This is a genomic window from Ensifer sp. SL37, from assembly GCF_026672675.1.
Taxonomy (GTDB): Bacteria; Pseudomonadota; Alphaproteobacteria; order Rhizobiales; family Rhizobiaceae; genus Ensifer; species Ensifer adhaerens.
This window is the reverse complement of sequence record NZ_JAPPRN010000006.1, coordinates 1,140,455-1,159,192: the sequence shown is the minus strand read 5'-3', so window position 1 is coordinate 1,159,192 and position 18,738 is coordinate 1,140,455. Positions and strand designations below refer to the sequence as shown.

The 18,738-nt window shown below is 63.8% G+C and carries 20 protein-coding genes; 9 read left to right on the top strand and 11 right to left on the bottom strand.

What is annotated here, in order from left to right; all coding sequences use genetic code 11:
* The 5 genes from ugpE to OVA00_RS17695 all read left to right on the top strand — a co-directional run bounded on the left by ugpE (position 1) and on the right by OVA00_RS17695 (position 5,852).
* The gene (gene ugpE, locus OVA00_RS17715; protein ID WP_034804459.1) at positions 1–843 is read left to right on the top strand and encodes a sn-glycerol-3-phosphate ABC transporter permease UgpE; all 843 of its coding nucleotides are present in this window, start codon (positions 1–3) and stop codon (positions 841–843) included.
* Between the two features lie 66 nt (positions 844–909).
* The gene (locus OVA00_RS17710; RefSeq protein WP_060580627.1) at positions 910–2,022 is read left to right on the top strand and encodes a sn-glycerol-3-phosphate import ATP-binding protein UgpC; all 1,113 of its coding nucleotides are present in this window, start codon (positions 910–912) and stop codon (positions 2,020–2,022) included.
* Positions 2,019–3,008, top strand: coding sequence for an endonuclease (locus tag OVA00_RS17705; protein ID WP_268089393.1), 990 nt, complete (start codon positions 2,019–2,021; stop codon positions 3,006–3,008). The genes OVA00_RS17710 and OVA00_RS17705 overlap by 4 nt, the downstream gene beginning before the upstream one ends.
* 147 nt (positions 3,009–3,155) lie before the next feature.
* Positions 3,156–4,103 carry a glutathione synthase gene (gshB, locus tag OVA00_RS17700; protein WP_112770645.1) on the top strand — a complete coding sequence of 316 codons (948 nt, stop codon included), beginning with the start codon at positions 3,156–3,158 and terminating at the stop codon, positions 4,101–4,103.
* A gap of 216 nt (positions 4,104–4,319) precedes the next feature.
* Positions 4,320–5,852 carry a YifB family Mg chelatase-like AAA ATPase gene (locus tag OVA00_RS17695; protein ID WP_110818549.1) on the top strand — a complete coding sequence of 511 codons (1,533 nt, stop codon included), beginning with the start codon at positions 4,320–4,322 and terminating at the stop codon, positions 5,850–5,852.
* 67 nt (positions 5,853–5,919) lie between these two features.
* Here OVA00_RS17695 and cysK read toward each other — a convergent pair whose 3' ends face one another.
* Positions 5,920–6,888 (bottom strand): cysteine synthase A, encoded by a 969-nt coding sequence (cysK, locus tag OVA00_RS17690; protein ID WP_268089392.1) that lies wholly within the window; start codon positions 6,886–6,888, stop codon positions 5,920–5,922.
* A 136-nt stretch (positions 6,889–7,024) separates the two neighbouring features.
* Positions 7,025–7,642 carry a LysE family translocator gene (locus tag OVA00_RS17685; RefSeq protein WP_060580631.1) on the bottom strand — a complete coding sequence of 206 codons (618 nt, stop codon included), beginning with the start codon at positions 7,640–7,642 and terminating at the stop codon, positions 7,025–7,027.
* A 174-nt stretch (positions 7,643–7,816) separates the two neighbouring features.
* Between OVA00_RS17685 and OVA00_RS17680 the strand changes: the two genes are divergently transcribed.
* Entirely contained in the window at positions 7,817–8,449 is a 633-nt protein-coding gene (locus OVA00_RS17680) for a LysE family translocator (protein WP_060519681.1), read from the top strand.
* Positions 8,450–8,488: 39 nt separating this feature from the next.
* Here OVA00_RS17680 and OVA00_RS17675 read toward each other — a convergent pair whose 3' ends face one another.
* Entirely contained in the window at positions 8,489–8,794 is a 306-nt protein-coding gene (locus tag OVA00_RS17675; protein ID WP_268089391.1) for an NIPSNAP family protein, read from the bottom strand.
* The gene (locus tag OVA00_RS17670; RefSeq protein WP_034797558.1) at positions 8,791–9,708 is read right to left on the bottom strand and encodes a DMT family transporter; all 918 of its coding nucleotides are present in this window, start codon (positions 9,706–9,708) and stop codon (positions 8,791–8,793) included. Before OVA00_RS17670 ends, OVA00_RS17675 begins: the two co-directional genes overlap by 4 nt.
* 130 nt (positions 9,709–9,838) lie before the next feature.
* Here OVA00_RS17670 and OVA00_RS17665 point away from each other — a divergent pair, with 130 nt between their 5' ends.
* Positions 9,839–10,276: an Lrp/AsnC family transcriptional regulator gene (locus OVA00_RS17665; protein WP_060608367.1), complete on the top strand. Its 438-nt coding sequence runs from the start codon at positions 9,839–9,841 to the stop codon at positions 10,274–10,276.
* A 204-nt stretch (positions 10,277–10,480) separates the two neighbouring features.
* Here OVA00_RS17665 and dut read toward each other — a convergent pair whose 3' ends face one another.
* On the bottom strand, positions 10,481–10,954 hold the full coding sequence (dut, locus tag OVA00_RS17660) for a dUTP diphosphatase (RefSeq protein ID WP_113187245.1): 474 nt from the start codon (positions 10,952–10,954) through the stop codon (positions 10,481–10,483).
* 91 nt (positions 10,955–11,045) lie between these two features.
* On the opposite strand from dut, the gene OVA00_RS17655 reads away from it, so the two are divergent.
* Entirely contained in the window at positions 11,046–12,629 is a 1,584-nt protein-coding gene (locus tag OVA00_RS17655) for a peptide chain release factor 3 (RefSeq protein WP_034797554.1), read from the top strand.
* A gap of 75 nt (positions 12,630–12,704) precedes the next feature.
* Here the strand turns inward: OVA00_RS17655 and OVA00_RS17650 are convergent, their stop codons facing one another.
* The 3 genes from OVA00_RS17650 to OVA00_RS17640 form a co-directional block, all read right to left on the bottom strand.
* Positions 12,705–13,403, bottom strand: a complete 699-nt coding sequence (locus OVA00_RS17650; RefSeq protein ID WP_268089390.1) for a B3/B4 domain-containing protein — start codon at positions 13,401–13,403, stop codon at positions 12,705–12,707.
* Positions 13,404–13,436: 33 nt separating this feature from the next.
* Positions 13,437–14,354 carry a DMT family transporter gene (locus tag OVA00_RS17645; protein ID WP_268089389.1) on the bottom strand — a complete coding sequence of 306 codons (918 nt, stop codon included), beginning with the start codon at positions 14,352–14,354 and terminating at the stop codon, positions 13,437–13,439.
* Positions 14,355–14,448: 94 nt separating this feature from the next.
* Positions 14,449–15,255 carry an AraC family transcriptional regulator gene (locus OVA00_RS17640; protein ID WP_134885671.1) on the bottom strand — a complete coding sequence of 269 codons (807 nt, stop codon included), beginning with the start codon at positions 15,253–15,255 and terminating at the stop codon, positions 14,449–14,451.
* A gap of 190 nt (positions 15,256–15,445) precedes the next feature.
* Here OVA00_RS17640 and OVA00_RS17635 point away from each other — a divergent pair, with 190 nt between their 5' ends.
* Complete coding sequence (locus OVA00_RS17635) at positions 15,446–16,141, top strand: DUF2268 domain-containing putative Zn-dependent protease (protein WP_268089388.1); 696 nt, start codon at positions 15,446–15,448, stop codon at positions 16,139–16,141.
* 18 nt (positions 16,142–16,159) lie between these two features.
* Here the strand turns inward: OVA00_RS17635 and OVA00_RS17630 are convergent, their stop codons facing one another.
* From OVA00_RS17630 to iolE, 3 genes are all read right to left on the bottom strand, one after another.
* Positions 16,160–16,579: a GFA family protein gene (locus OVA00_RS17630; RefSeq protein WP_268089387.1), complete on the bottom strand. Its 420-nt coding sequence runs from the start codon at positions 16,577–16,579 to the stop codon at positions 16,160–16,162.
* 169 nt (positions 16,580–16,748) lie between these two features.
* A complete protein-coding gene (iolB, locus tag OVA00_RS17625) occupies positions 16,749–17,549 on the bottom strand; it encodes a 5-deoxy-glucuronate isomerase (protein WP_060580637.1) in 801 nt (266 codons plus the stop codon).
* 262 nt (positions 17,550–17,811) lie between these two features.
* Positions 17,812–18,711 carry a myo-inosose-2 dehydratase gene (gene iolE, locus OVA00_RS17620; RefSeq protein ID WP_268089386.1) on the bottom strand — a complete coding sequence of 300 codons (900 nt, stop codon included), beginning with the start codon at positions 18,709–18,711 and terminating at the stop codon, positions 17,812–17,814.
* Between the last annotated feature and the right edge of the window lie 27 nt (positions 18,712–18,738).

The window sequence follows — 18,738 nt, the reverse complement described above, 5'->3', positions numbered from 1 at the left end:
ATGTATCGCACCAAGATTTTCGACCACATCATCCTGCTCTTCGGCGTCTTCATCATGGTGGCGCCCGTCGTCGTCGCCTTCATGACCTCGACGCACGAGGCGGCCGACATTCACCGCAACGGTCTCAGCCTCAGCTGGGGCGGCCATTTCGTCGAGACCTACCAGACGGTACTGACGCGCGAGGGCGGCTTCACCGGCAAGATCACCGGCTTCAACATGATGCTGAACTCGATGATCCTCGGCTTGGGTTTCGCCGTCGGCAAGATCGTGCTGTCGATGCTGGCGGCCTATGCGCTCGTCTATTTCCGCTTTCCGCTCGCGACCTTCTTCTTCTGGGTGATCTTCACCACCCTGCTTCTGCCACTCGAAGTGCGCATCCTTCCTTCCTATGAAGTGATGAACACGCTGAAGCTGACCAACACCTATACCGGCCTGATCGTGCCGCTTCTCGCCTCGGCGACGGGCACCTTCTACTTCCGGCAGTTCTTCAAGTCGGTGCCGGACGAGTTGCTGGAGGCCGCGCGCATCGACGGCGCCGGACCCTTCAAATTCTTCATCGACGTACTGGTGCCGCTCTCGCGCACGATGATGGCGGCGATCTTCATCATCATGTTCGTCTACGGCTGGAACCAGTATCTCTGGCCCACCCTGATGACCACCGACGAAGGCTTCTTCACCCTGGTGCGCGGCATCAAGCAGATCCTGCTCGTCTGGGTCGGCTCGAACATCCCCGACTATAACGAGGCCTTTGCGCTGGCGATTCTCGCCATGCTGCCGCCGGTCATGATCGTCGTGATCTTCCAGCGCTGGTTCATCAAGGGCCTGACGGAAAGCGACAAGTAAACGGGGTCGTGGCGGGACAAAAGTCCCGCCCGCTCCTGAAACGACATCAATCTTACGGAGGCAGCCATGGCGGCCATTACCATCGCCGAGGTCTCGAAGATCTATCACGGCAATGTCGAGGCGGTGAAATCCGTCTCGATCGATATCGAGGACGGCGAATTCATCGTGCTGGTCGGCCCGTCCGGCTGCGGCAAGTCCACGCTTCTGCGCATGGTCGCGGGGCTGGAGACGATTTCGAAGGGCACGGTGACGATCGGCTCACGCGTGATCAACGAGGTCGATCCGGCCGAGCGCGACATCGCCATGGTCTTCCAGAACTACGCGCTCTATCCGCACATGACCGTCTACGAAAACCTCGCTTACGGCCTGAAGAACCGCAAGACGCCGAAGGCCGAGATCGACGCCCGCGTCGCCGAAGCCGCTCGCATGCTGGAGATCGAGCCCTATCTTACCCGCAAGCCCCGTGCGCTCTCGGGCGGCCAGCGCCAGCGCGTCGCCATGGGCCGCGCCATCGTGCGCAAGCCGGCGGCCTTCCTCTTCGACGAGCCGCTCTCCAATCTCGACGCCAAGCTGCGCGTCTCCATGCGCGGCGAGATCAAACGCCTGCAGAAGCGCCTCGGCACGACCTCGCTCTACGTCACCCACGACCAGCTCGAGGCGATGACCCTTGCCGACCGTCTCGTGGTGCTGAATGGCGGTCGCATCGAACAGATCGGCCGTCCGCTCGACGTCTATCACCGCCCGGCCTCAACCTTCGTCGCCAGCTTCATCGGCTCGCCGGCGATGAACCTGATCAAGGGTGAGATCGAAGGCGGCAACCTGCAGATCGGTCTCTACAGGATCGCGCTTGGCGACCGTGCGCCGGTCGAAGGCCCGGTCACGGTTGGGCTTCGCGCCGAAGATCTCAAGCTCGCCGGCGTCGGCGAGGACGCCATGCTGTTCCAGGTCGACTATGTCGAGGAACTGGGCGCGCAGCGGCTCGTGCACGGCACCATCGAGAGCCAGGCGCTCACCATCGCGCTGTCTCCGGAGACGCCACTTTCGGGTGATCTTGCAGTGACGATCGCCGTCGACCGTCTGCACTTCTTCTCGACCGAGACCGGCAAGCGGCTGGAGCGCGGCACGTCGTTTGCCAATGAAGCGCCGGTTGCAGCGCCACGCCTGGAGACCGCATCGTGATCTCCAAGACCGTCGAGCAGCTTGCCGTTCCTTCGCTTGAAACCCGCGCCAGCTTTGCCGAGATCGTGCGCACCATTGCCGCCCATGACGCAGCCATGGCCGCACGGCCGGAGATGAACAGCGTGGAGGTCGGCGGCACACCGGCCTCCGATACGCCGCTCGCCTTCCCGTTCACCGTTGCTGCCTGGAACCTGGAGCGCTGCCTGTTTCCGGCCGAAAGCGCCGCCCATCTCGCCGCGACGAACGCGCCGGTCGTCCTTCTTTCAGAAATGGACAACGGCATGGCCCGCACCGGCCAGCGTCACCCGACCGCCGAAGTCGCCGAAACACTCGGCATGCACTATGCGTATGGCATCGAGTTCATCGAGATGGGTCTCGGCTCCGATACGGAGCGTGAGTTCTGTGAGGACGAATTCAACGCCAAGGGGTTCCATGGCAATGCGCTGATGGCTGCGGTGCCGTTCTCCCGGCCCTTCATGTTGCGCCTATGGGGCGAACGCCTCTGGTTCACCGATGGCGAGCAGCCGCGCCTTGGCGAGCGCTGTGCGATCGGCGCCGTCATCGAGACGGAAGCCGGACCCTTCGTCGCCGTCTCCACCCATCTCGAGAGTGCGACGACTGCCGTCTACCGAGAGCGCCAGGTCAAGGAATTGATCGATGCACTCGACGAGACTTTCCCCGGCCTGCCGGTGATGATCGGTGGCGATCTCAACACCGGCAACCATGCCGGCGGCGATTTCGAGGCCGAAGGGCTGTTTGCCATGAGCGCCATCAGGGGCTTTACCCGCTATGGCGGGCCGCTCGACGTGATGACCACGCGGCCGAGCCTGATCACCCGCTGGCCAGAGCGGGCGATGAAGCTCGACTGGTTCCTGTCGCGCGGGCTGAAGATCGGCGAGACCACGATCATTCCTTCGCTTGACGAAACTGGCCGGCCGCTTTCGGATCACGATCTCATCACCTGCGTGATCGAAGGCTTCGAATAGGCTCGCCTCTCCTTGCCTAAGGCCCGCCCGCATTCTACATGTCGAGGGCTTTGCCAGTGCGGCAGAGGGCAGCGGTTTTCCCGTCCTCATTCGCTCCGGCGGTTTGAAATCGATCACGCTAAGCGTGATCCATGAGGGAATGGGTAGATGGCGAAAATCGTCAATGTCGGGGTCCAGATGGACCATGTGTCGGGCATCAACATTGCGGGTGACTCCACCTTCGCCATGAGCCTCGAGGCACAGTCGCGCGGCTATCGCCTCTTCCACTATACGCCGGAAAAGCTGTCGCTGCGCGACGGCAAGGTCTATGCGAGCGTGCAGCCGATGACGCTGCGCGACGTCAAGGGCGACCACTTCACGCTTGGCGAAGCCGAGCGCGTGGATCTTTCGACCATGGACGTCATCCTGCTGCGCCAGGACCCGCCCTTCGACATGGCCTACATTACCTCGACGCACCTTTTGGAACGCCTGCATCCGAAGACGCTGGTCGTCAATGATCCCGCCTGGGTGCGCAATTCGCCGGAGAAGATCTTCGTCACCGAATTCGCCGACCTGATGCCGAAGACGCTGATCACCCGCGACCCCGCTGAGATCGCTAGCTTCCGCCAGGAAATGGGCGACATCATCCTGAAGCCGCTCTACGGCAACGGCGGCGCCGGCGTGTTCCACTCGACCCGCGACGACCGCAACATGTCCTCTCTGCTCGAAATGTTCGGCCAGATGTTCCGCGAGCCCTTCATCGCCCAGGAATACCTGCCGGCGGTGCGCAAGGGCGACAAGCGCATCCTGCTCGTCGACGGCGAGCCGGTCGGTGCCATCAACCGCGTTCCGGCAGACCACGACGCCCGCTCCAACATGCATGCTGGCGGACGGCCTGAGCCGACCGAACTGACGGCGCGTGAGAAGGAAATCTGCGCCCGCATCGCGCCTGCGCTGAAGGAGCGCGGCTTCCTCTTCGTCGGCATCGACGTTATCGGCGACTACATGACCGAGATCAACGTGACGTCGCCGACCGGCATCCGCGAAGTGAAGAAGTTCGGCGGCGCCGATGTCGCGAGCCTGCTCTGGGATGCGATCGAGCGCAAGCGCGCCTGATCAAGATCTCGGCCTAGGATCCATCTCGGGTCGATGGCGCTTGCCGCGGGCTTCCGCCCGCGGCCGTTTGCCGAAGCGTCCCGGATACACACCCGCGCCTCCTCAAATGTTCCGTTATTGTTCTTGTTTTTGTGCGCGATCCGTGCAAGGCTTCTGCCTGCAACCCTGGGCGGTTGTGGCGCCCGATAACTGGGCTGCCTGGGCAAGGGGGCAAGCATGGTCGCGCGCGTCAGCACGGTCGCATTTCAGGGTATCGAGGGTCTGCCTGTCGATGTGCAGGTGATGGTCGCGCCGGGCAAGGTCGGCATGCAGATCGTCGGCCTGCCGGACAAGGCCGTCGCCGAAAGCCGCGAGCGGGTGCAGGCCGCCCTTCATGCTTCAGGTCTGGCGCTGCCGGCCAAGCGCGTGACCGTCAATCTTGCGCCCGCTGACCTTCCCAAGGAAGGCAGCCATTTCGACCTGGCGATCGCACTCGGCCTGATGGCAGCCCTCGGCGCCATTCCCGGCGATGCGTTGGCGCCTTATGTGGTGATCGGGGAGCTCAATCTCGATGGCACCATTGCTGCCGTTGCCGGCGCGCTTCCCGCCGCGATCGGTGCCAATGCGCTCGGCAAGGGGCTGATCTGCCCGGCCGAAAGCGGACCCGAGGCGGCCTGGGCCGGGGCCGAGATCGACATTCTGGCGCCCCGCAGCCTGATCGCAATCGCCAACCATTTCCGCGGTACGCAGGTGCTTTCGCGACCCGAGGCCGCGATCCGCTCAGGCGCATCTAACCTGCCCGATCTCGCCGATATCAAGGGTCAGGAAAGCGCCAAGCGGGCGCTCGAAGTGGCGGCCGCCGGCAACCACAATCTGCTGATGGTCGGCCCGCCCGGCTCGGGCAAGTCGATGCTCGCTGCCCGCCTGCCGTCGATCCTGCCGCCGCTCAACCCGGCCGAGCTCCTCGAAGTGTCGATGATCCATTCGATCGCCGGGCAGCTTCCAGGCGGCAAGCTCTCGGACCGACGGCCGTTCCGCACGCCGCATCATTCCGCGACGATGGCCGCCATGGTCGGTGGCGGCTTGCGCGCCAAGCCTGGCGAAGCCTCGCTTGCGCACAACGGCGTACTGTTCCTCGACGAGTTTCCGGAATTCTCGCCGCAGGTGCTCGACGCGCTGCGCCAGCCGCTTGAAACCGCCGAATGCATCATCGCCCGCGCCAACCACCGCGTCAGCTATCCCGCCGCGATCCAGCTTGTCGCGGCCATGAACCCCTGCCGCTGCGGCATGGCCGGCGAACCCGGCCGCAGCTGCGCCCGTGGACCGCGCTGCATGTCCGACTATCAGGCGCGCATTTCTGGTCCGCTGATGGACCGCATCGATATCCGCATCGACGTGCCGGCCGTCAGCGCCGCCGATCTCCTGAAGCCGGCCGCAGCCGAAAGCAGCGAGGTCGTTGCTCGTCGCGTCGCCCGTGCCCGGGCGCTGCAGATCGATCGTTTCGCCGCCCTCGGACATCCAGAGCTGACAAGCAATGCCCGCGCGTCAACCTCGATGATCGAGAAGATCGCAGCACCCGATGCGGCCGGCCTGCAGCTTCTCCGGGACGCCGCCGAAAAGATGAAATTTTCCGCCCGCGGCTATCACCGGGTGCTGAAGGTGGCGCGCACGCTTGCGGACCTCGATGGTGCGTCGACGGTCGGCCGAATCCATCTCGCCGAGGCGATTTCCTATCGGATCGCCGGGGAACGCTTGCCCGTCGCCGCATAGCGGCGTGCCTGGGAAAAAAAGGGCGCCTCGCGGGCGCCCTTTCCGATCAGAAGTTATCCCAGCCTGATCAGCCGCCCAGGCCATCGAACAGCACCGTCGAGAGGTAGCGTTCGGCAAAGGACGGGATGATGACGACGATGGTCTTGCCGGCATTTTCCTCGCGCTGGCCGATCTCGATTGCCGCGGTTAGAGCTGCACCGGCGGAGATGCCGACCGGCACGCCTTCGAGCTTGGCGACAAGGCGGGCGGCCTCGATCGCTTCCGCGCTGTTGACCGTGACGATCTCGTCATAGACCGTGGTGTCGAGGATCGCCGGCGCAAAGCCTGCGCCGATGCCCTGGATCTTGTGTGGCCCGGGATTGCCACCGGACAGAACCGGAGATTCCTCCGGCTCGACGGCGATTACCTTGATCGAAGGCTTGCGCGCCTTCAGCACCTGGCCGGCGCCGGTAATCGTGCCGCCGGTGCCGATGCCGGAGACGAAAATGTCGACAGCGCCGTCCGTGTCGTTCCAGATTTCTTCGGCCGTCGTCCTGCGGTGAATTTCCGGGTTGGCCGGGTTTTCGAACTGCTGTGGGATGATGGCGTCCGGCAGTGTCTCGACCAGTTCCTGCGCCTTGGCGATCGCGCCCTTCATGCCCTTGGCGCCCTCGGTCAGCACCAGCTCGGCGCCGAGCAGCGCCAGCATCTTGCGCCGCTCGACCGACATGGTCTCCGGCATCGTCAGGATCAGCTTGTAGCCCTTGGCGGCCGCGACGAAGGCGAGCGCGATGCCGGTATTGCCGGAGGTCGGCTCCACCAGCGTCGTGCGGCCGGGCGTAATCTTGCCCTGCGCTTCCAGGCTCTCGATCATCGCCACACCGATACGGTCCTTGACCGAGGCGATCGGGTTGAAGAATTCGAGCTTGGCGAGCAGGTTCGCCTTGACGCCCTTTTCCTTGGCAAGCTTGTCCAGCCGCACGATGGGCGTGTCGCCGATCGTTTCCGTGATCGAGGAGTAGACGCGGCCGCGGCCGGGCTTGCGTGTGTCGGACATGGGTTTCTCCCTTGGCGTAAATTGTCGAGCTACGAGAATAGGAACAATGATCGCGCAATTCCAGAACGACAAACACCGCGCAGCGATCCGCCGAAGGAAAAACCACTGGCGAAGTCGTTGTTCGGGAAAAGTTTTTTCAGCTGGCGCGAACGGCGATATAGGCCGCCGTGCCGGCAAGCACGCTGGCCGCAACCCGGTTCAGCGCTTTCAGGGCCTTCGGTTGCTTGAGCAGCAGACGCGCACGCGAGGCGAGCAGCATATAGGGCACGAGAACGCTCAAGAGCACCAGAAAGGTGGCGGTCAGGAGCAGGCCGTAGTCGCCGGGTCCGATCGCCCGAATGTCGATCAGCGTCGGCACGAGCGCCACGTAAAACAGCATCGTCTTCGGATTGCCGAGCGTGATCAGCAGGCCGGACAGAAAGGACATGGCCGCACTCGTCGACGGCTTCGCCTTGATGTCCTCCGGCAGCAGCCCTGCGCTCCACAGCTTCCACGCGATGTAGCCGAGGTAGAGGACGCCGGCAAACTTCACCACCAGGAAGGCTGTGGTGAAGGTCTGGGCAATCAGCGCCAGCCCGAGGATGACCGCGGTTAGATAGATCATGTCGCCGAGCGCGATGCCGAGGCCCATGAAGAAGGTCTCGCGGAAACCGGAGCCGAGCGCGCGCGCAACCAGCGCCGTCACGCCGGGGCCTGGAATGGCCGCAGCGATGAAGAGCGCGCCGCTATAGGCGATGAGGGCCGCGAGCGTCATGGAACGTCCTTCCGAAGATGATGCCGATTTCTACCTCAAGCGACTGAAAAAGGAAATCACCGAACTGCGACCGGCGGGCGTCCGCTGAAGAAATTGACCGGGTGACAAGTCTGGCGTTGTCCGCTGGTGCGAAATGCGTAGAGCTTGGCGAAAACGAGCGAAAGGCGCCTCTCCATGCCCGAGTTGAAGGATATGATCGGCTTTGCCCTCCTGGCCCTTGGCATGGTGCTGACGCCAGGCCCGAACATGATCTACCTGATCTCGCGCTCGATCAGCCAGGGGCCGGGCGCCGGCTTGATTTCGCTCGGCGGCGTGGCGCTCGGCTTCGTCGTCTATATGGTCTCGGCGGCATTCGGTATCACAGCGCTGCTTCTGGCCGTGCCGCTCGCCTATGATGCGCTTCGCATCGCCGGTGCAGCCTACCTTCTCTATCTCGCCTGGCAGGCGGTCAGGCCCGGTGGACGCTCGCCCTTTCAGGTCAAGAACCTGCCGAAGGATGGGCCGAAGAAGCTGTTCGTCATGGGCTTCCTGACCAGCCTGCTCAATCCCAAGGTAGCGGTGCTCTATCTCTCGTTGCTGCCGCAGTTCATCCGGCCGGAGCTCGGCAACGTGCTCGGCCAGTCGCTGGTCTTCGGCTCGATCCAGATCGCGACCAGCGTCACCGTCAACGCCATGATCGCGCTCGCCGCCAGCGGCATCGCCGCTTTTCTTGCCGGGCGGCCGTTGTTCATGGTTGTGCAGCGCTGGGCGATGGGGACGGCGCTCTTCGGCTTTGCGCTGAGCATGGCCTCGGAAGCGCGGCGCTAACGCGCGCTTGCCGATGCCGCCCTCAACTCCGGAGCTGGCTTACTCGAAAACCGGTCGCATGAAGCTGCGCTCGTAGCTGAGGATGCAGCGCGTCTTCTCGGCATAGGCGAAGGCGTCCTGGCATTCCGGATCCGCGGCCATTTCCCGGCGGTAGTTTTCATAGTCGGCAAGGGTCGGAAAGCTGAAGAGCGCCAGGGCGATGTTGTTCGCCCCTTCATGCGGCAGGTAGTAGCCGTGATGCGTGCCGCCCAGCCGATTGACGAGCGGGATCCAGAGCTTGGCGTAATGTTCGAACTCGGCCGCCTTGTAAGGGTCGATAATGTATTTCAGGTAGCAGGTGATCATGCGGTTCTCCCTTCGCGTTCCCGCTTCCTGATAGAAGAGGGAAGGCGAAGTTTCCAGCCGAGAGTCATGCCGGCGGCGGCAACGAGGATCGCGACGGAGCCGGCGATCTGGATCGGCTGCAACTGGTGCCCGAAGGCGAGGCGGTCCACCACAATGGCGGCAATCGGATAGATGAAGGAAAGCGCCCCGGTCATGTGCGTCGGCAGCCGCTGGATCGCGCCGTAGAGCAGCACATACATCAGCCCGGTGTGGATGACGCCGAGGGTCAGGACGATCGACCATTGCGTTGCACCTGACGGGGCGGGTGCGGCAAGCGCCATCGGTGCCAGCATCACGGTGCCGGTGATCACCTGGATCAGCGCAATCAGATGCGGCGGCGTGCCCTTGAGCAGCTTGGTCGCAATCGCCGCGATCGCGTAGAAGAAGGCAGCACCGATCGAAAGGGCCACGCCGATCAGATAATCTTCAGGCGCGAAGCCTTGGCCAGGCTTGGCCGAAATGATCGCAAGCATGCCGGCAAACGACACCAGGAGCCAGAAGATCTTGGTGACGGTGATCTTTTCGCCGAGGAACACGGCGCCGAGGCCCAAGAGCATGAAGGGCTGGGTGTTGTAGACCATCGTCGCGATCGAGATCGATGCGTGGGAATAGGCGGCGAACAGCAGCAGCCAGTTGACCACGATCGCGATGCCGCCGATGACCGAAAGCAGCAGCATCCGTCGGCTGAAGTGGCGACGGTCGAGAAGTCCGAGCGCCCAGGCAATGGCAACGAGCGTTATGGTCCCGAAGACGCAGCGCCAGAACACCACGCTCGTCACCGGCTGCCCCGACATCAGCACGAACCAGCCGATGGTGCCGGATATCAGCATCGCTGCCGTCATCTCGATGCTGCCGCGTTTGAGCTCGGTATTCATGATTTCTGCTCCTATTGGTGATCGCAGAATAGCCGGTGCTCATGGCCTTTCCCATAGATGAACGAAGGCAATTGTGCTAGCTTGCCTAATTATCGAAGTTCTGTTTGTTGTTGTGACTTATGGTGTCGTGATGCTGGACGAGATTGACCGACGAATCCTCGACATACTGGCCGCCAATGCCCGGGTGTCGCTGAAGGAGCTGGCGCAGGAGGCCGGGCTCTCGTCGCCGAGCGCTGCGGATCGGCTCCGCAAGCTGGAAGAGCGCGGTGTCCTCGACGGTTTCACCATCGCCCTCAACCCCGCCAAGGTCGGCTACCCGCTGCAGGCGGTCATCCGCGTGCGACCGATGCCGGGCATGCTGCACATCGTCGAGAGGCTGATCCAGGAAACGCCGGAATTCGTCGAATGTGACAAGGTCACAGGCGACGACTGCTTCATCGCCAAGCTCTACGTGCGTGACATGGCGCAGCTCGACACGATCCTCGACCGGATCGCCGAGAAGGCGCAGACCAACACCTCGATTGTCAAGTCGACACCGGTCAAGCGCCGCCTGCCGCCTTTGGTTTAAGAGCAATCCCAGGAAAAGTGCGAAGCGGTTCTCCGTCCGGAATTGCGCATGTGAGAGCAATCCCAGGAAAAGTGCGAAGCGGTTTTCCGTCCGGGATTGCGTAAGTGAGAGCAATCCCAGGAACAGTGGGAAGCGGTTTTCCGTTCGGGATTACGGCCCAAAGGCCAATTCCGGGAAAAGTGCGAAGCGGTCGCCGTCGGTCGATCAGACGCCGGTCGAGCCGAAGCCGCCGGCGCCGCGTGCCGTCTCGCTTGCGCCGTCGCCCTCACGAACCGTGACCTGCGTGACCGGTGCGATCACCATCTGGGCGATGCGCATGCCGCGCTCGATGATGAACTCCTCGTCGCCGAGATTGACGAGCAGCACCTTCACTTCACCGCGATAGTCGCTGTCGATCGTACCGGGCGTGTTGAGGCAGGTGATGCCGTGCTTGAAGGCGAGGCCAGAGCGCGGGCGGATCTGCGCCTCGTAGCCGGCGGGCACTTCGAAAATGAAGCCGGTCGGAACGAGGGCGCGCTTGCCGGGGGTGAGCATCAGCGGGCGATCGGCGGGGACGCCCGCGCGCAAATCCATGCCGGCGGCGCCTGCGGTCTCGTAGGCCGGAAGCTCCAGGCCTTCGCCGTGCGGCAGACGAACGAGGTTGAGGGTCGGGCGGGATAGGGAAGTGTGCGTGCTCATGCCCGCATAAGCCGGGCCACGGGCGCCTCGGTCAATTGCATAATCGGGGCCGAGCCTGTAAAGGACGCGGCAACTCACAGGATTTTACGACATGGCTGAAACTCTCGCCGAGGCGGTCTCCCGCCGCCGCACATTTGCGATTATCGCCCACCCGGACGCCGGTAAGACCACGCTCACGGAAAAGTTGCTGCTGTTCGGCGGTGCCATCCAGCTCGCCGGTGAGGTCAAGGCCAAGAAGGACCGCATCCAGACCCGTTCGGACTGGATGAAGATCGAGCGCGAGCGCGGCATCTCGGTCGTCACCTCGGTGATGACCTTCGAGTATGGCGGCAACGTCTTCAACATTCTCGATACGCCCGGTCACGAAGACTTCGCCGATGACACCTATCGCACGCTGACGGCGGTGGATGCGGCCGTCATGGTCATCGACGCCGCCAAGGGTATCGAACCGCGCACGCTGAAGCTCTTCGAAGTCTGCCGCATGCGCGACATCCCGATCATCACCTTCGTCAACAAGATGGACCGCGAAAGCCGCGATCCCTTCGAGATCCTGGATGAGGTCGAGGAGAAGCTGGCGCTCGACTGCGCGCCGGTGACCTGGCCGATCGGCCGCTCGAAGACTTTCTGCGGGTCCTACAACCTCGCCGACAACACCGTGCGCGGTTCGGACACGCAGGAAATCCCGACCAAGGTCAACGGCCCGGAAATGGCCTCCCATCGCCTGCCGGAAAACGAGCGCGACGCCTTTACCGAAGAGCTGATGCTGGCGATCGAGGCCTGCAAGCCCTTCGACAAGAAGGCCTTCCTCGAAGGCCATCTGACCCCGGTCTTTTTCGGCTCGGCGCTGCGCAACTTCGGTGTGCGCGATCTCATCAATGCGCTTGGCGACATCGCCCCGCCACCGCGCGACCAGGTAGCGGATATCCGCACGGTGCATGCGACCGACGACAAGATGACGGCCTTCGTCTTCAAGATCCAGGCCAACATGGACCCGAACCATCGCGACCGCATCGCCTTTGCGCGCGTCTGCTCCGGCAAGCTCGAGCGCGGCATGAAGGCGCGCCTGTCGCGCACCGGCAAGCAACTGGGCCTCAGCGCCCCGCAGTTCTTCTTCGCCTCGCAGCGCCAGCTCGCCGACACGGCTTATGCCGGCGACGTCGTCGGCATTCCGAACCACGGCACGCTCCGTATCGGCGATACGCTGACCGAGGGCGAGCCGCTGGTGTTCCAGGGCGTGCCGAACTTCTCGCCGGAAATCCTGCGCCGCGTGCGGCTCGAGGATGCGATGAAGGCGAAGAAGCTGAAGGAAGCGCTGCAGCAGATGGCGGAAGAAGGCGTCGTGCAGCTCTTCTCGCCGGAAGACGGTTCGCCGGCGATCGTCGGCGTCGTCGGCGCGCTGCAGCTCGACGTGTTGAAGGAGCGCCTCAGCGCCGAATACGGCCTGCCGGTATCCTTCGAAATGTCGCGCTTCTCTGTCTGCCGCTGGATTTCGTCCGACCAGCCGGCCGAACTCGACAAGTTTGTCACGGCCCGTCGTGGCGACATCGCCCGCGATCTCGATGGCGACCCGGTGTTCCTGGCGCAGGACAGCTTCTCGCTGCGCTACGAAGCCGAGCGCTATCCGGCGATCAAGATGGTCGCGATCAAGGAATATCACGTCGCCAAGGCGGCCTGATTGTCCTGTGTCCGGCCGGTGCCTAGGCATCGGCCGGTCTCGCGGCGCTCAAGCGCCGTTTTCCGAACGAAATCCCTAAACCGAAAAATCGAAACGCGGCGACGAACGATCGAGCATGGCCATGCTCGGGCGAGCGCCCCAGGTCTGTTCGATTGCCTGCGAAAGTGCCGTGAGCAGGCGTTCGGTGTCCTCGCATGCCGTCTTGTGCAGCGCTTCCGCCACGATCAGCGCATGCGTCGTCTGCGGCCGGATGGCCGAAAGACCGCTCTGCCGGTTGGTCCAGCGCCGGGCATGCGCCCGCCCCTCGGCATCGGCGAAGATCACTTCGCCTGGTTCGGGGCTCTCCGTTTCTCCTGAGAACGTCAGATAGCGTTCGCTGCCGGCCGCCCGGCGGACGTGCAGAAAACCGCTGACGTGGGAGAGGTCGAAGACGGCGATCGGAATGGCGAAGGCGAGCGAAGCGGCGTTGCAAAGATCGATCAGCGGATGGATCGAGGGCAGGTCGCCTTCCTTGCGGAAGCGGCGGAGCAAGGCTTCGGCTGCCGAGCGGTATTGTGTCGGCTTCAATCCCATCTTGGCAAAGGCCCGGCGCCACGCCTGGACCTCGGGCAGGTCGCTTTCCGAACCCGCGCCGAGACGATCATTTGCGCTCGCCTGGAACTGGCGAACATGGTCCTCGACCGAGACGCCGCCATTTATGCCATCGATGAAAAGCGCGCCGGCGCTCAGCTCCGGGAAATCGCGCCAGATGTCGTCTGCGTGCTGGAAGTGCATGGAAGTCCTCGAATTGGATGCGTTCATTCTGGTTCAAACCTCCGCGACCGGAAAGGCGCGTGCCGTCCTTCGGCCGGCGAGGATCTGGGGTAGGGTCAGGCCGAGGACGGCGGCGAGCACGCAGCCGATCCCAAGCAATTGAGGGGCGCCGACCGGCTCGTCGAGCAGGAGAAAGGCGAAGGCGACGGCTGAAACGGGCGCCAGCGCCGTGAAGACGGAGGCCTCGGTGCCGCTTACTTTGGCCGATCCCGCATACCAGAACAGGAAGCCGGCAACGGTCGGGATGAGGGCGTAGTAGAGAACCGCAACGATTGCGCCCCTGTCGATCTCGGCCGTCGCATGCGTCTCGAAGAGCGCAGGGATGATGGCGACCGCGAAGCCGAGGCCGGCCATCAGCGTCGAAAGAGCCAGCGGCGAGATCTCCGTCTTCACGCGCTTGTTGAGAAGGATGAATAGGCCTTCGCATATGACGGCGCCAAAGATGAGGGCGATGCCGAGCGGCGAATGGGTGCCGCCTTCGCCGGGCTTGAAGACGATGGTCAGCACGCCGGCTGCGGCAAGTGCGATCGCCGCAAGCACTTTGCGGTCCGGGCGCTCGCCGAGAAGAAGGATGGCGATGGCGGCGGAAACCACCGGCAGCGTACCGATCACCACGCCGGCATCGGTTGCCGAGGTCAGGCTGAGGCCGGCGATCAAAAGCGTCGTATAGCCGACGCTGCCAGCGCCGGCCTGGGCGATGAGGAGAAGCCAGTCGCGGCCCTTAAGTTTCGGCCATGACGTCCTGGTGAGCCACATCAACAGCAGGAAGAGCGGGAAGGCGACGGCGAAGCGCAGCGCGGTGGCCGTGAACGGTGGCAGGCCCGTCGCGATGATCTTGCTGGCGATCACCGTACTACCGACGAGGATCATCGCCAGCGACAGATAGAGATAGCCTTGAAATTTTCCCGACATGTCCGTTCTCCGTTGCTTCGCCGCGCTTGTCGCTGCGCAGCCGATGCAGCAATGCTCCGGGGGAGGGCTCGGGTCTTGAACGGAATTGCGGGCGCTACTTTTTGGCCTCGGCATAGATGCCCGGCGAGAGGCCATATTTGCTGACGAAGACGCGGGTCATGTGGCTCTGGTCGGCGAAGCCGGCCGCGAACGCGGCCTCCGCCAGCGGCATGCCACCGCCGATCAGGCGGCGGGCGAGATCGATGCGGCGCTGGACGATATAGGCATGCGGCGTCAGGCCGACCGCACTTGCGAAATTGCGCACCAGTTGAAAGCGGCTGAGCCCGGCTTCGGCGGCGAGATCGGCGAGCGTGATCGCGGCCGTCGGATCGTCGTCGATCATCGTCTTGGCCGCCGTGACTGTTGCCGGCCGTTCACGCTGGTGTCGCCTGCCGGTGGCAAGAACGCCTGCAAGCAGCAGCAGGAGCTGCTCCTCGTGCCGGATGGCGTCGCCCATGGCCGTCGGATCGGTGATGGCCGCAAACAGTGCCCGAAAGTGATCTGCGACCTCCCGGTCGTGGAAGGCGGGGGCAGTGAACTCGCCGGAATGCGCGCGGCCCTGGCTGATATCCTCGGCGGCAGTCGCGATGACCGAGGGATCGAAGTAGAGCATGCGCCAGGCGCGGCCGGCATCACCTATCGGCGTTCCGTCATGCACCTCGCCGGGGTTGACGGTGATCATGTCGCCGGCGCCGGCTTCGACCATGCCGCGGCCGCTGAGCGATTTCTGCGCGCCCTCATAGATGAGACCGATGCCGAACTGATCGTGCGTGTGGCGGGCGAAGGACTGGCGCGTTTCGGCCTCGACAGCGTCTATGCCCGCGGCGGCACTGCGCAGCATCCTGATTTTGCCCTTTGCCATCCCGCGCGCCTGCTCCGTTCTCCAGCTTTGTCTTGTACACCGCGGCGCCGCATCCGGCCATCGCAATGACGCCTCCTGCTCCGGCTGACATCGGTGGGTCGTAGAAACTTTCATCTTTCCGGCGTTGCAATCACCGGCCGCATCCTTACGTTGCGGTGCCAGGCGGCTGAGACAATAGGAGATGGTCGAAATGCTGGATCTTCGTGTTCACTTTCTCGAAGCGGACGGGTCTCTGGCGCCGTGGCACGAACGAATACGGGAGGCCGTGCGGGAAACCGCCGAGCGTGTCGGCGCGGCGGTTTCTGCCTCGGACAGCGCCGCCCCCATCGATGTCCTCGTCGAGTATCGTGCGGGCGAGACGATCCCTGAACTCGGTGTTGCGGGCGCCTGCTACCGCAGGGCGCTGGTCTTCTTCACGGTCGATCCCGGCAACGAGAATTTCGAGGCGAGCCTTAGTGCGGGAGAAGTGCGCAAATTGCTGACGCACGAACTGCATCATTCCTTTCGCCACGCGACCTGCGGCTATGGTTCCAAGCTCGGCGAAGCGCTGGTCAGCGAGGGGCTGGCCGATGCTTTCGATGCCGAGATCAACGGCGGCGACGGCCATGTGTGGAATCATGCGCTCAACGCCGCGGATTGGAAAAGTTTGTTGGAGCGCGCCGAACGAGAGCTTTGGGCCGAGACCTATGATCACGCAGGCTGGTTCTTTGGCACCGATCGGTCTCTGCCGCGCTGGGCCGGCTACACGATCGGCTATCATCTGGTGAAGACTTATCTTGCTGTCAATCCGCAGGCGCGCCCATCGCAGATGACGGCGACGCCGGCATCGGTCGTGATCGGCGAAGCATGGGCGCCGCTCAAGGATCGTCTGCTCGTCGCCGCATGATGGTTCAGGCCGAGATGGCTAAGCGTGAGGCGCCTCGTCGCGATCGCGGCCCGGCAGCTTCCTGACGTCGCCGATCCAGGGCAACGCCGAGGAACACCAGATCTGCGACCGCGGTCTGAGCTGCCGGCGCTGGTTGATCGTTCCCACCCGGATGCCAACCTCCAGCGCGTCCTCGTCGGTGCCGGTCGTGTAGATCGGCGAGCCGCAGTTCGGGCAGAAGAACTGCAGCCGCTGCCGCCCGTTTGCGCCGATCTTCACATAGAGCTTCGGTTCGCCGCCGGTCAGCCGAAAGTTCCCCCGTTCCGTGCCGGTGGTGACGCGGTAGGCCGATCCCGTCAGTTGCTGGCAATCGGTGCAATGGCAGATCCCGACATCGGCCGGGTCGATCTCCGCCTCGTAGGTGACGAAGCCGCAGTGGCATTGCCCGTCGATATGCATGGAGCCCTCCCTGAAAGCGGGAAAGCTAGGGCGGTCCGGGCGAAAGGCTATGCCGCTCTCATCCGCCCGAAGCCTCATTGGGCGATCGGGCTCAAGGATCGCAGCGTCTCGCCCCGCCGTTCGGCATGGACGGAGAGCGGTGGAGCGCCACCGTTTGGTTCGCCGCCGCTTACACGCCGGTAAACAGCCACTCGTGTTCGCGGGCGTTGTGGAACTTCCAGATGCGCTTCGGTCCGGCCATGACGTTGAGATAATAGACGTCGTAGCCGTGCACGGCAGCGACCGGATGATAGCCCCTCGGCACCAGCGTCACGTCGCCGTCCTCGACTGCCATGGTCTCGTCGAGCGAGCGATCGTCGGTATAGACGCGTTGCATCGCAAAGCCCTGGGGCGGGTTCAGCCGGTGGTAATAGGTCTCTTCCAGATAGCTCTCGGCCGGCAGGTCGTCCTGGTCGTGCTTGTGCGGGGGGTAGGAGGAAGTATGGCCACCGGGCGTGATCACCTCGACGACGAGCAGCGACTGCGCCGAGCCGTCATCTTCCGGCATGATGTTGGTGACGTAGCGGGTGTTGGTACCCTTGCCGCGGGTCATCTGCGGATGGGTGCCCGGTGCGATCACCTTCGCCTTGAAGCCGTCGCCGCCCGGGGCCGAGCAGATGGCAAGGTCGAGGTCGGAGGTGGCGGTTGCTTGCCAGCGGCTGCCCTTCGGCACGTAGACGGCATAGGGCTGGCCCTCGAAGGGGGTCATGCGCTCGCCGAGCTCGCCGAGGCTTTCGCCGTCGACGGCGACCTTCGCCTTGCCGGACACGAGCACCAGGCAGATTTCCTTGTCGCCGGTCTCGCCCTCGGTCGTCTCGCCCGCTTTCAGCCGTTCCAGCGCGAAGCCGACATAGGTCCAGCCGGCGCTCTCCGGCGTCACGTTTTGCATGAGGCCCGATTTGGCCTTCGGTTTGACGAGCAGCTTGGACATGTCGATCTCCCTGATACTTTTTCTGGAGCCGCGCCGAATGGTTGGCCTGCCCCTCACCCTAGCCCTCTCCCCGCTTGCGGGGAGAGGGGATTTTCGGAGTTTGCGTCGCGCTCCCCACCTCTACGTCGCGAGGGACCGGAGGGCGCGGCATATCCCTTCACCCCGCCGGCGGGGAGAAGGTGGCGGCAGCCGGATGAGGGGCCTCCCTCACCGCGCGGATGAGGGGCACGCCCCGCGAAGTCCGGCGACCGAAAGTGACGGCTTACTTGTCGAGCCCGGCTTCCTTGGCAAAAGCCTTCAGCGACTTCAGCCCGAGTGACTGGTATTCGAAAGGGTTGCGCACGGCCGAATCCTGTTCCGCCTCGATCACCAGCCAGCCGGAATAATCGTGCTCGGCGGCGATCTTCAGTACGGGCAGGAAGTCGACGCTGCCTTCACTGTCGCCGGGAACCGTGAAGACGCCACGGCGCACGCCTTCGAGGAAGGAGAGGCCTTCGCCCTCGACGACCTTGCGGACAGCGGGACGCACGTTCTTGCAATGGATGTGGCGCACGCGGTGCATGTATTTCTTCGCGACCTCGGCCGGATCGGAACCGCCGAACCAGGCGTGGCCGGTGTCGAGCAGCAGCTTGGTCGCCGGGCCGGTGTTCTGCATCAGGAGATCGATTTCCTCACCGGTCTGGACGATCGTGCCCATGTGGTGATGGTAGACGAGGTCGATGCCCTGGTCGGCACAATATTGCGCGATCGCTTCGAGGTCGGCGCCGAACTTCTTCCACTGGTCGGCCGGCAGCACCGGCTTGTCGTTGGCGACCGACTTTCCGTCATCGCCATGGATGGCGTTCGAGGTTTCGCAGACGATTGCCACCTTGCAGCCATTGTGCTTCAGGAGATCGAGATGCGGCTGGATCGCCTTCTTCTCGGCCTCGACGTCATGGGTGAGCAGGTTGGTCGAGTGCCAGCCGGAGACGAAGACGAGATCGTAGGAGCCGAGCTTCTGCTTCAGTGCTTCCGGATCGGACGGCATCTTGTGGCCCTTCTCGATGCCGTCGAAGCCGATCTTCTGGCAATCGGACAGGCAGTCCTCGAGCGTCAAATGCGCGCCGATCGAATGATCGTCGTCGTTGCTCCAGGCGATCGGGTTAGTTCCGTAGCGGATCATGTCTTTCACTTTCTGATGCCATCCGCG

Coding starts and splice junctions, on each gene's coding strand:
- ugpE (WP_034804459.1), top strand. CDS start 1: ATGTATCGCACCAAGATTTTCGACCACATCATCCTGCTCTTCGGCGTC.
- OVA00_RS17710 (WP_060580627.1), top strand. CDS start 910: ATGGCGGCCATTACCATCGCCGAGGTCTCGAAGATCTATCACGGCAAT.
- gshB (WP_112770645.1), top strand. CDS start 3,156: ATGGCGAAAATCGTCAATGTCGGGGTCCAGATGGACCATGTGTCGGGC.
- OVA00_RS17695 (WP_110818549.1), top strand. CDS start 4,320: ATGGTCGCGCGCGTCAGCACGGTCGCATTTCAGGGTATCGAGGGTCTG.
- cysK (WP_268089392.1), bottom strand. CDS start 6,888: ATGTCCGACACACGCAAGCCCGGCCGCGGCCGCGTCTACTCCTCGATC.
- OVA00_RS17685 (WP_060580631.1), bottom strand. CDS start 7,642: ATGACGCTCGCGGCCCTCATCGCCTATAGCGGCGCGCTCTTCATCGCT.
- OVA00_RS17680 (WP_060519681.1), top strand. CDS start 7,817: ATGCCCGAGTTGAAGGATATGATCGGCTTTGCCCTCCTGGCCCTTGGC.
- OVA00_RS17675 (WP_268089391.1), bottom strand. CDS start 8,794: ATGATCACCTGCTACCTGAAATACATTATCGACCCTTACAAGGCGGCC.
- OVA00_RS17670 (WP_034797558.1), bottom strand. CDS start 9,708: ATGAATACCGAGCTCAAACGCGGCAGCATCGAGATGACGGCAGCGATG.
- OVA00_RS17665 (WP_060608367.1), top strand. CDS start 9,839: ATGCTGGACGAGATTGACCGACGAATCCTCGACATACTGGCCGCCAAT.
- dut (WP_113187245.1), bottom strand. CDS start 10,954: ATGAGCACGCACACTTCCCTATCCCGCCCGACCCTCAACCTCGTTCGT.
- OVA00_RS17655 (WP_034797554.1), top strand. CDS start 11,046: ATGGCTGAAACTCTCGCCGAGGCGGTCTCCCGCCGCCGCACATTTGCG.
- OVA00_RS17650 (WP_268089390.1), bottom strand. CDS start 13,403: ATGCACTTCCAGCACGCAGACGACATCTGGCGCGATTTCCCGGAGCTG.
- OVA00_RS17645 (WP_268089389.1), bottom strand. CDS start 14,354: ATGTCGGGAAAATTTCAAGGCTATCTCTATCTGTCGCTGGCGATGATC.
- OVA00_RS17640 (WP_134885671.1), bottom strand. CDS start 15,255: ATGGCAAAGGGCAAAATCAGGATGCTGCGCAGTGCCGCCGCGGGCATA.
- OVA00_RS17635 (WP_268089388.1), top strand. CDS start 15,446: ATGCTGGATCTTCGTGTTCACTTTCTCGAAGCGGACGGGTCTCTGGCG.
- OVA00_RS17630 (WP_268089387.1), bottom strand. CDS start 16,579: ATGCATATCGACGGGCAATGCCACTGCGGCTTCGTCACCTACGAGGCG.
- iolB (WP_060580637.1), bottom strand. CDS start 17,549: ATGTCCAAGCTGCTCGTCAAACCGAAGGCCAAATCGGGCCTCATGCAA.
- iolE (WP_268089386.1), bottom strand. CDS start 18,711: ATGATCCGCTACGGAACTAACCCGATCGCCTGGAGCAACGACGACGAT.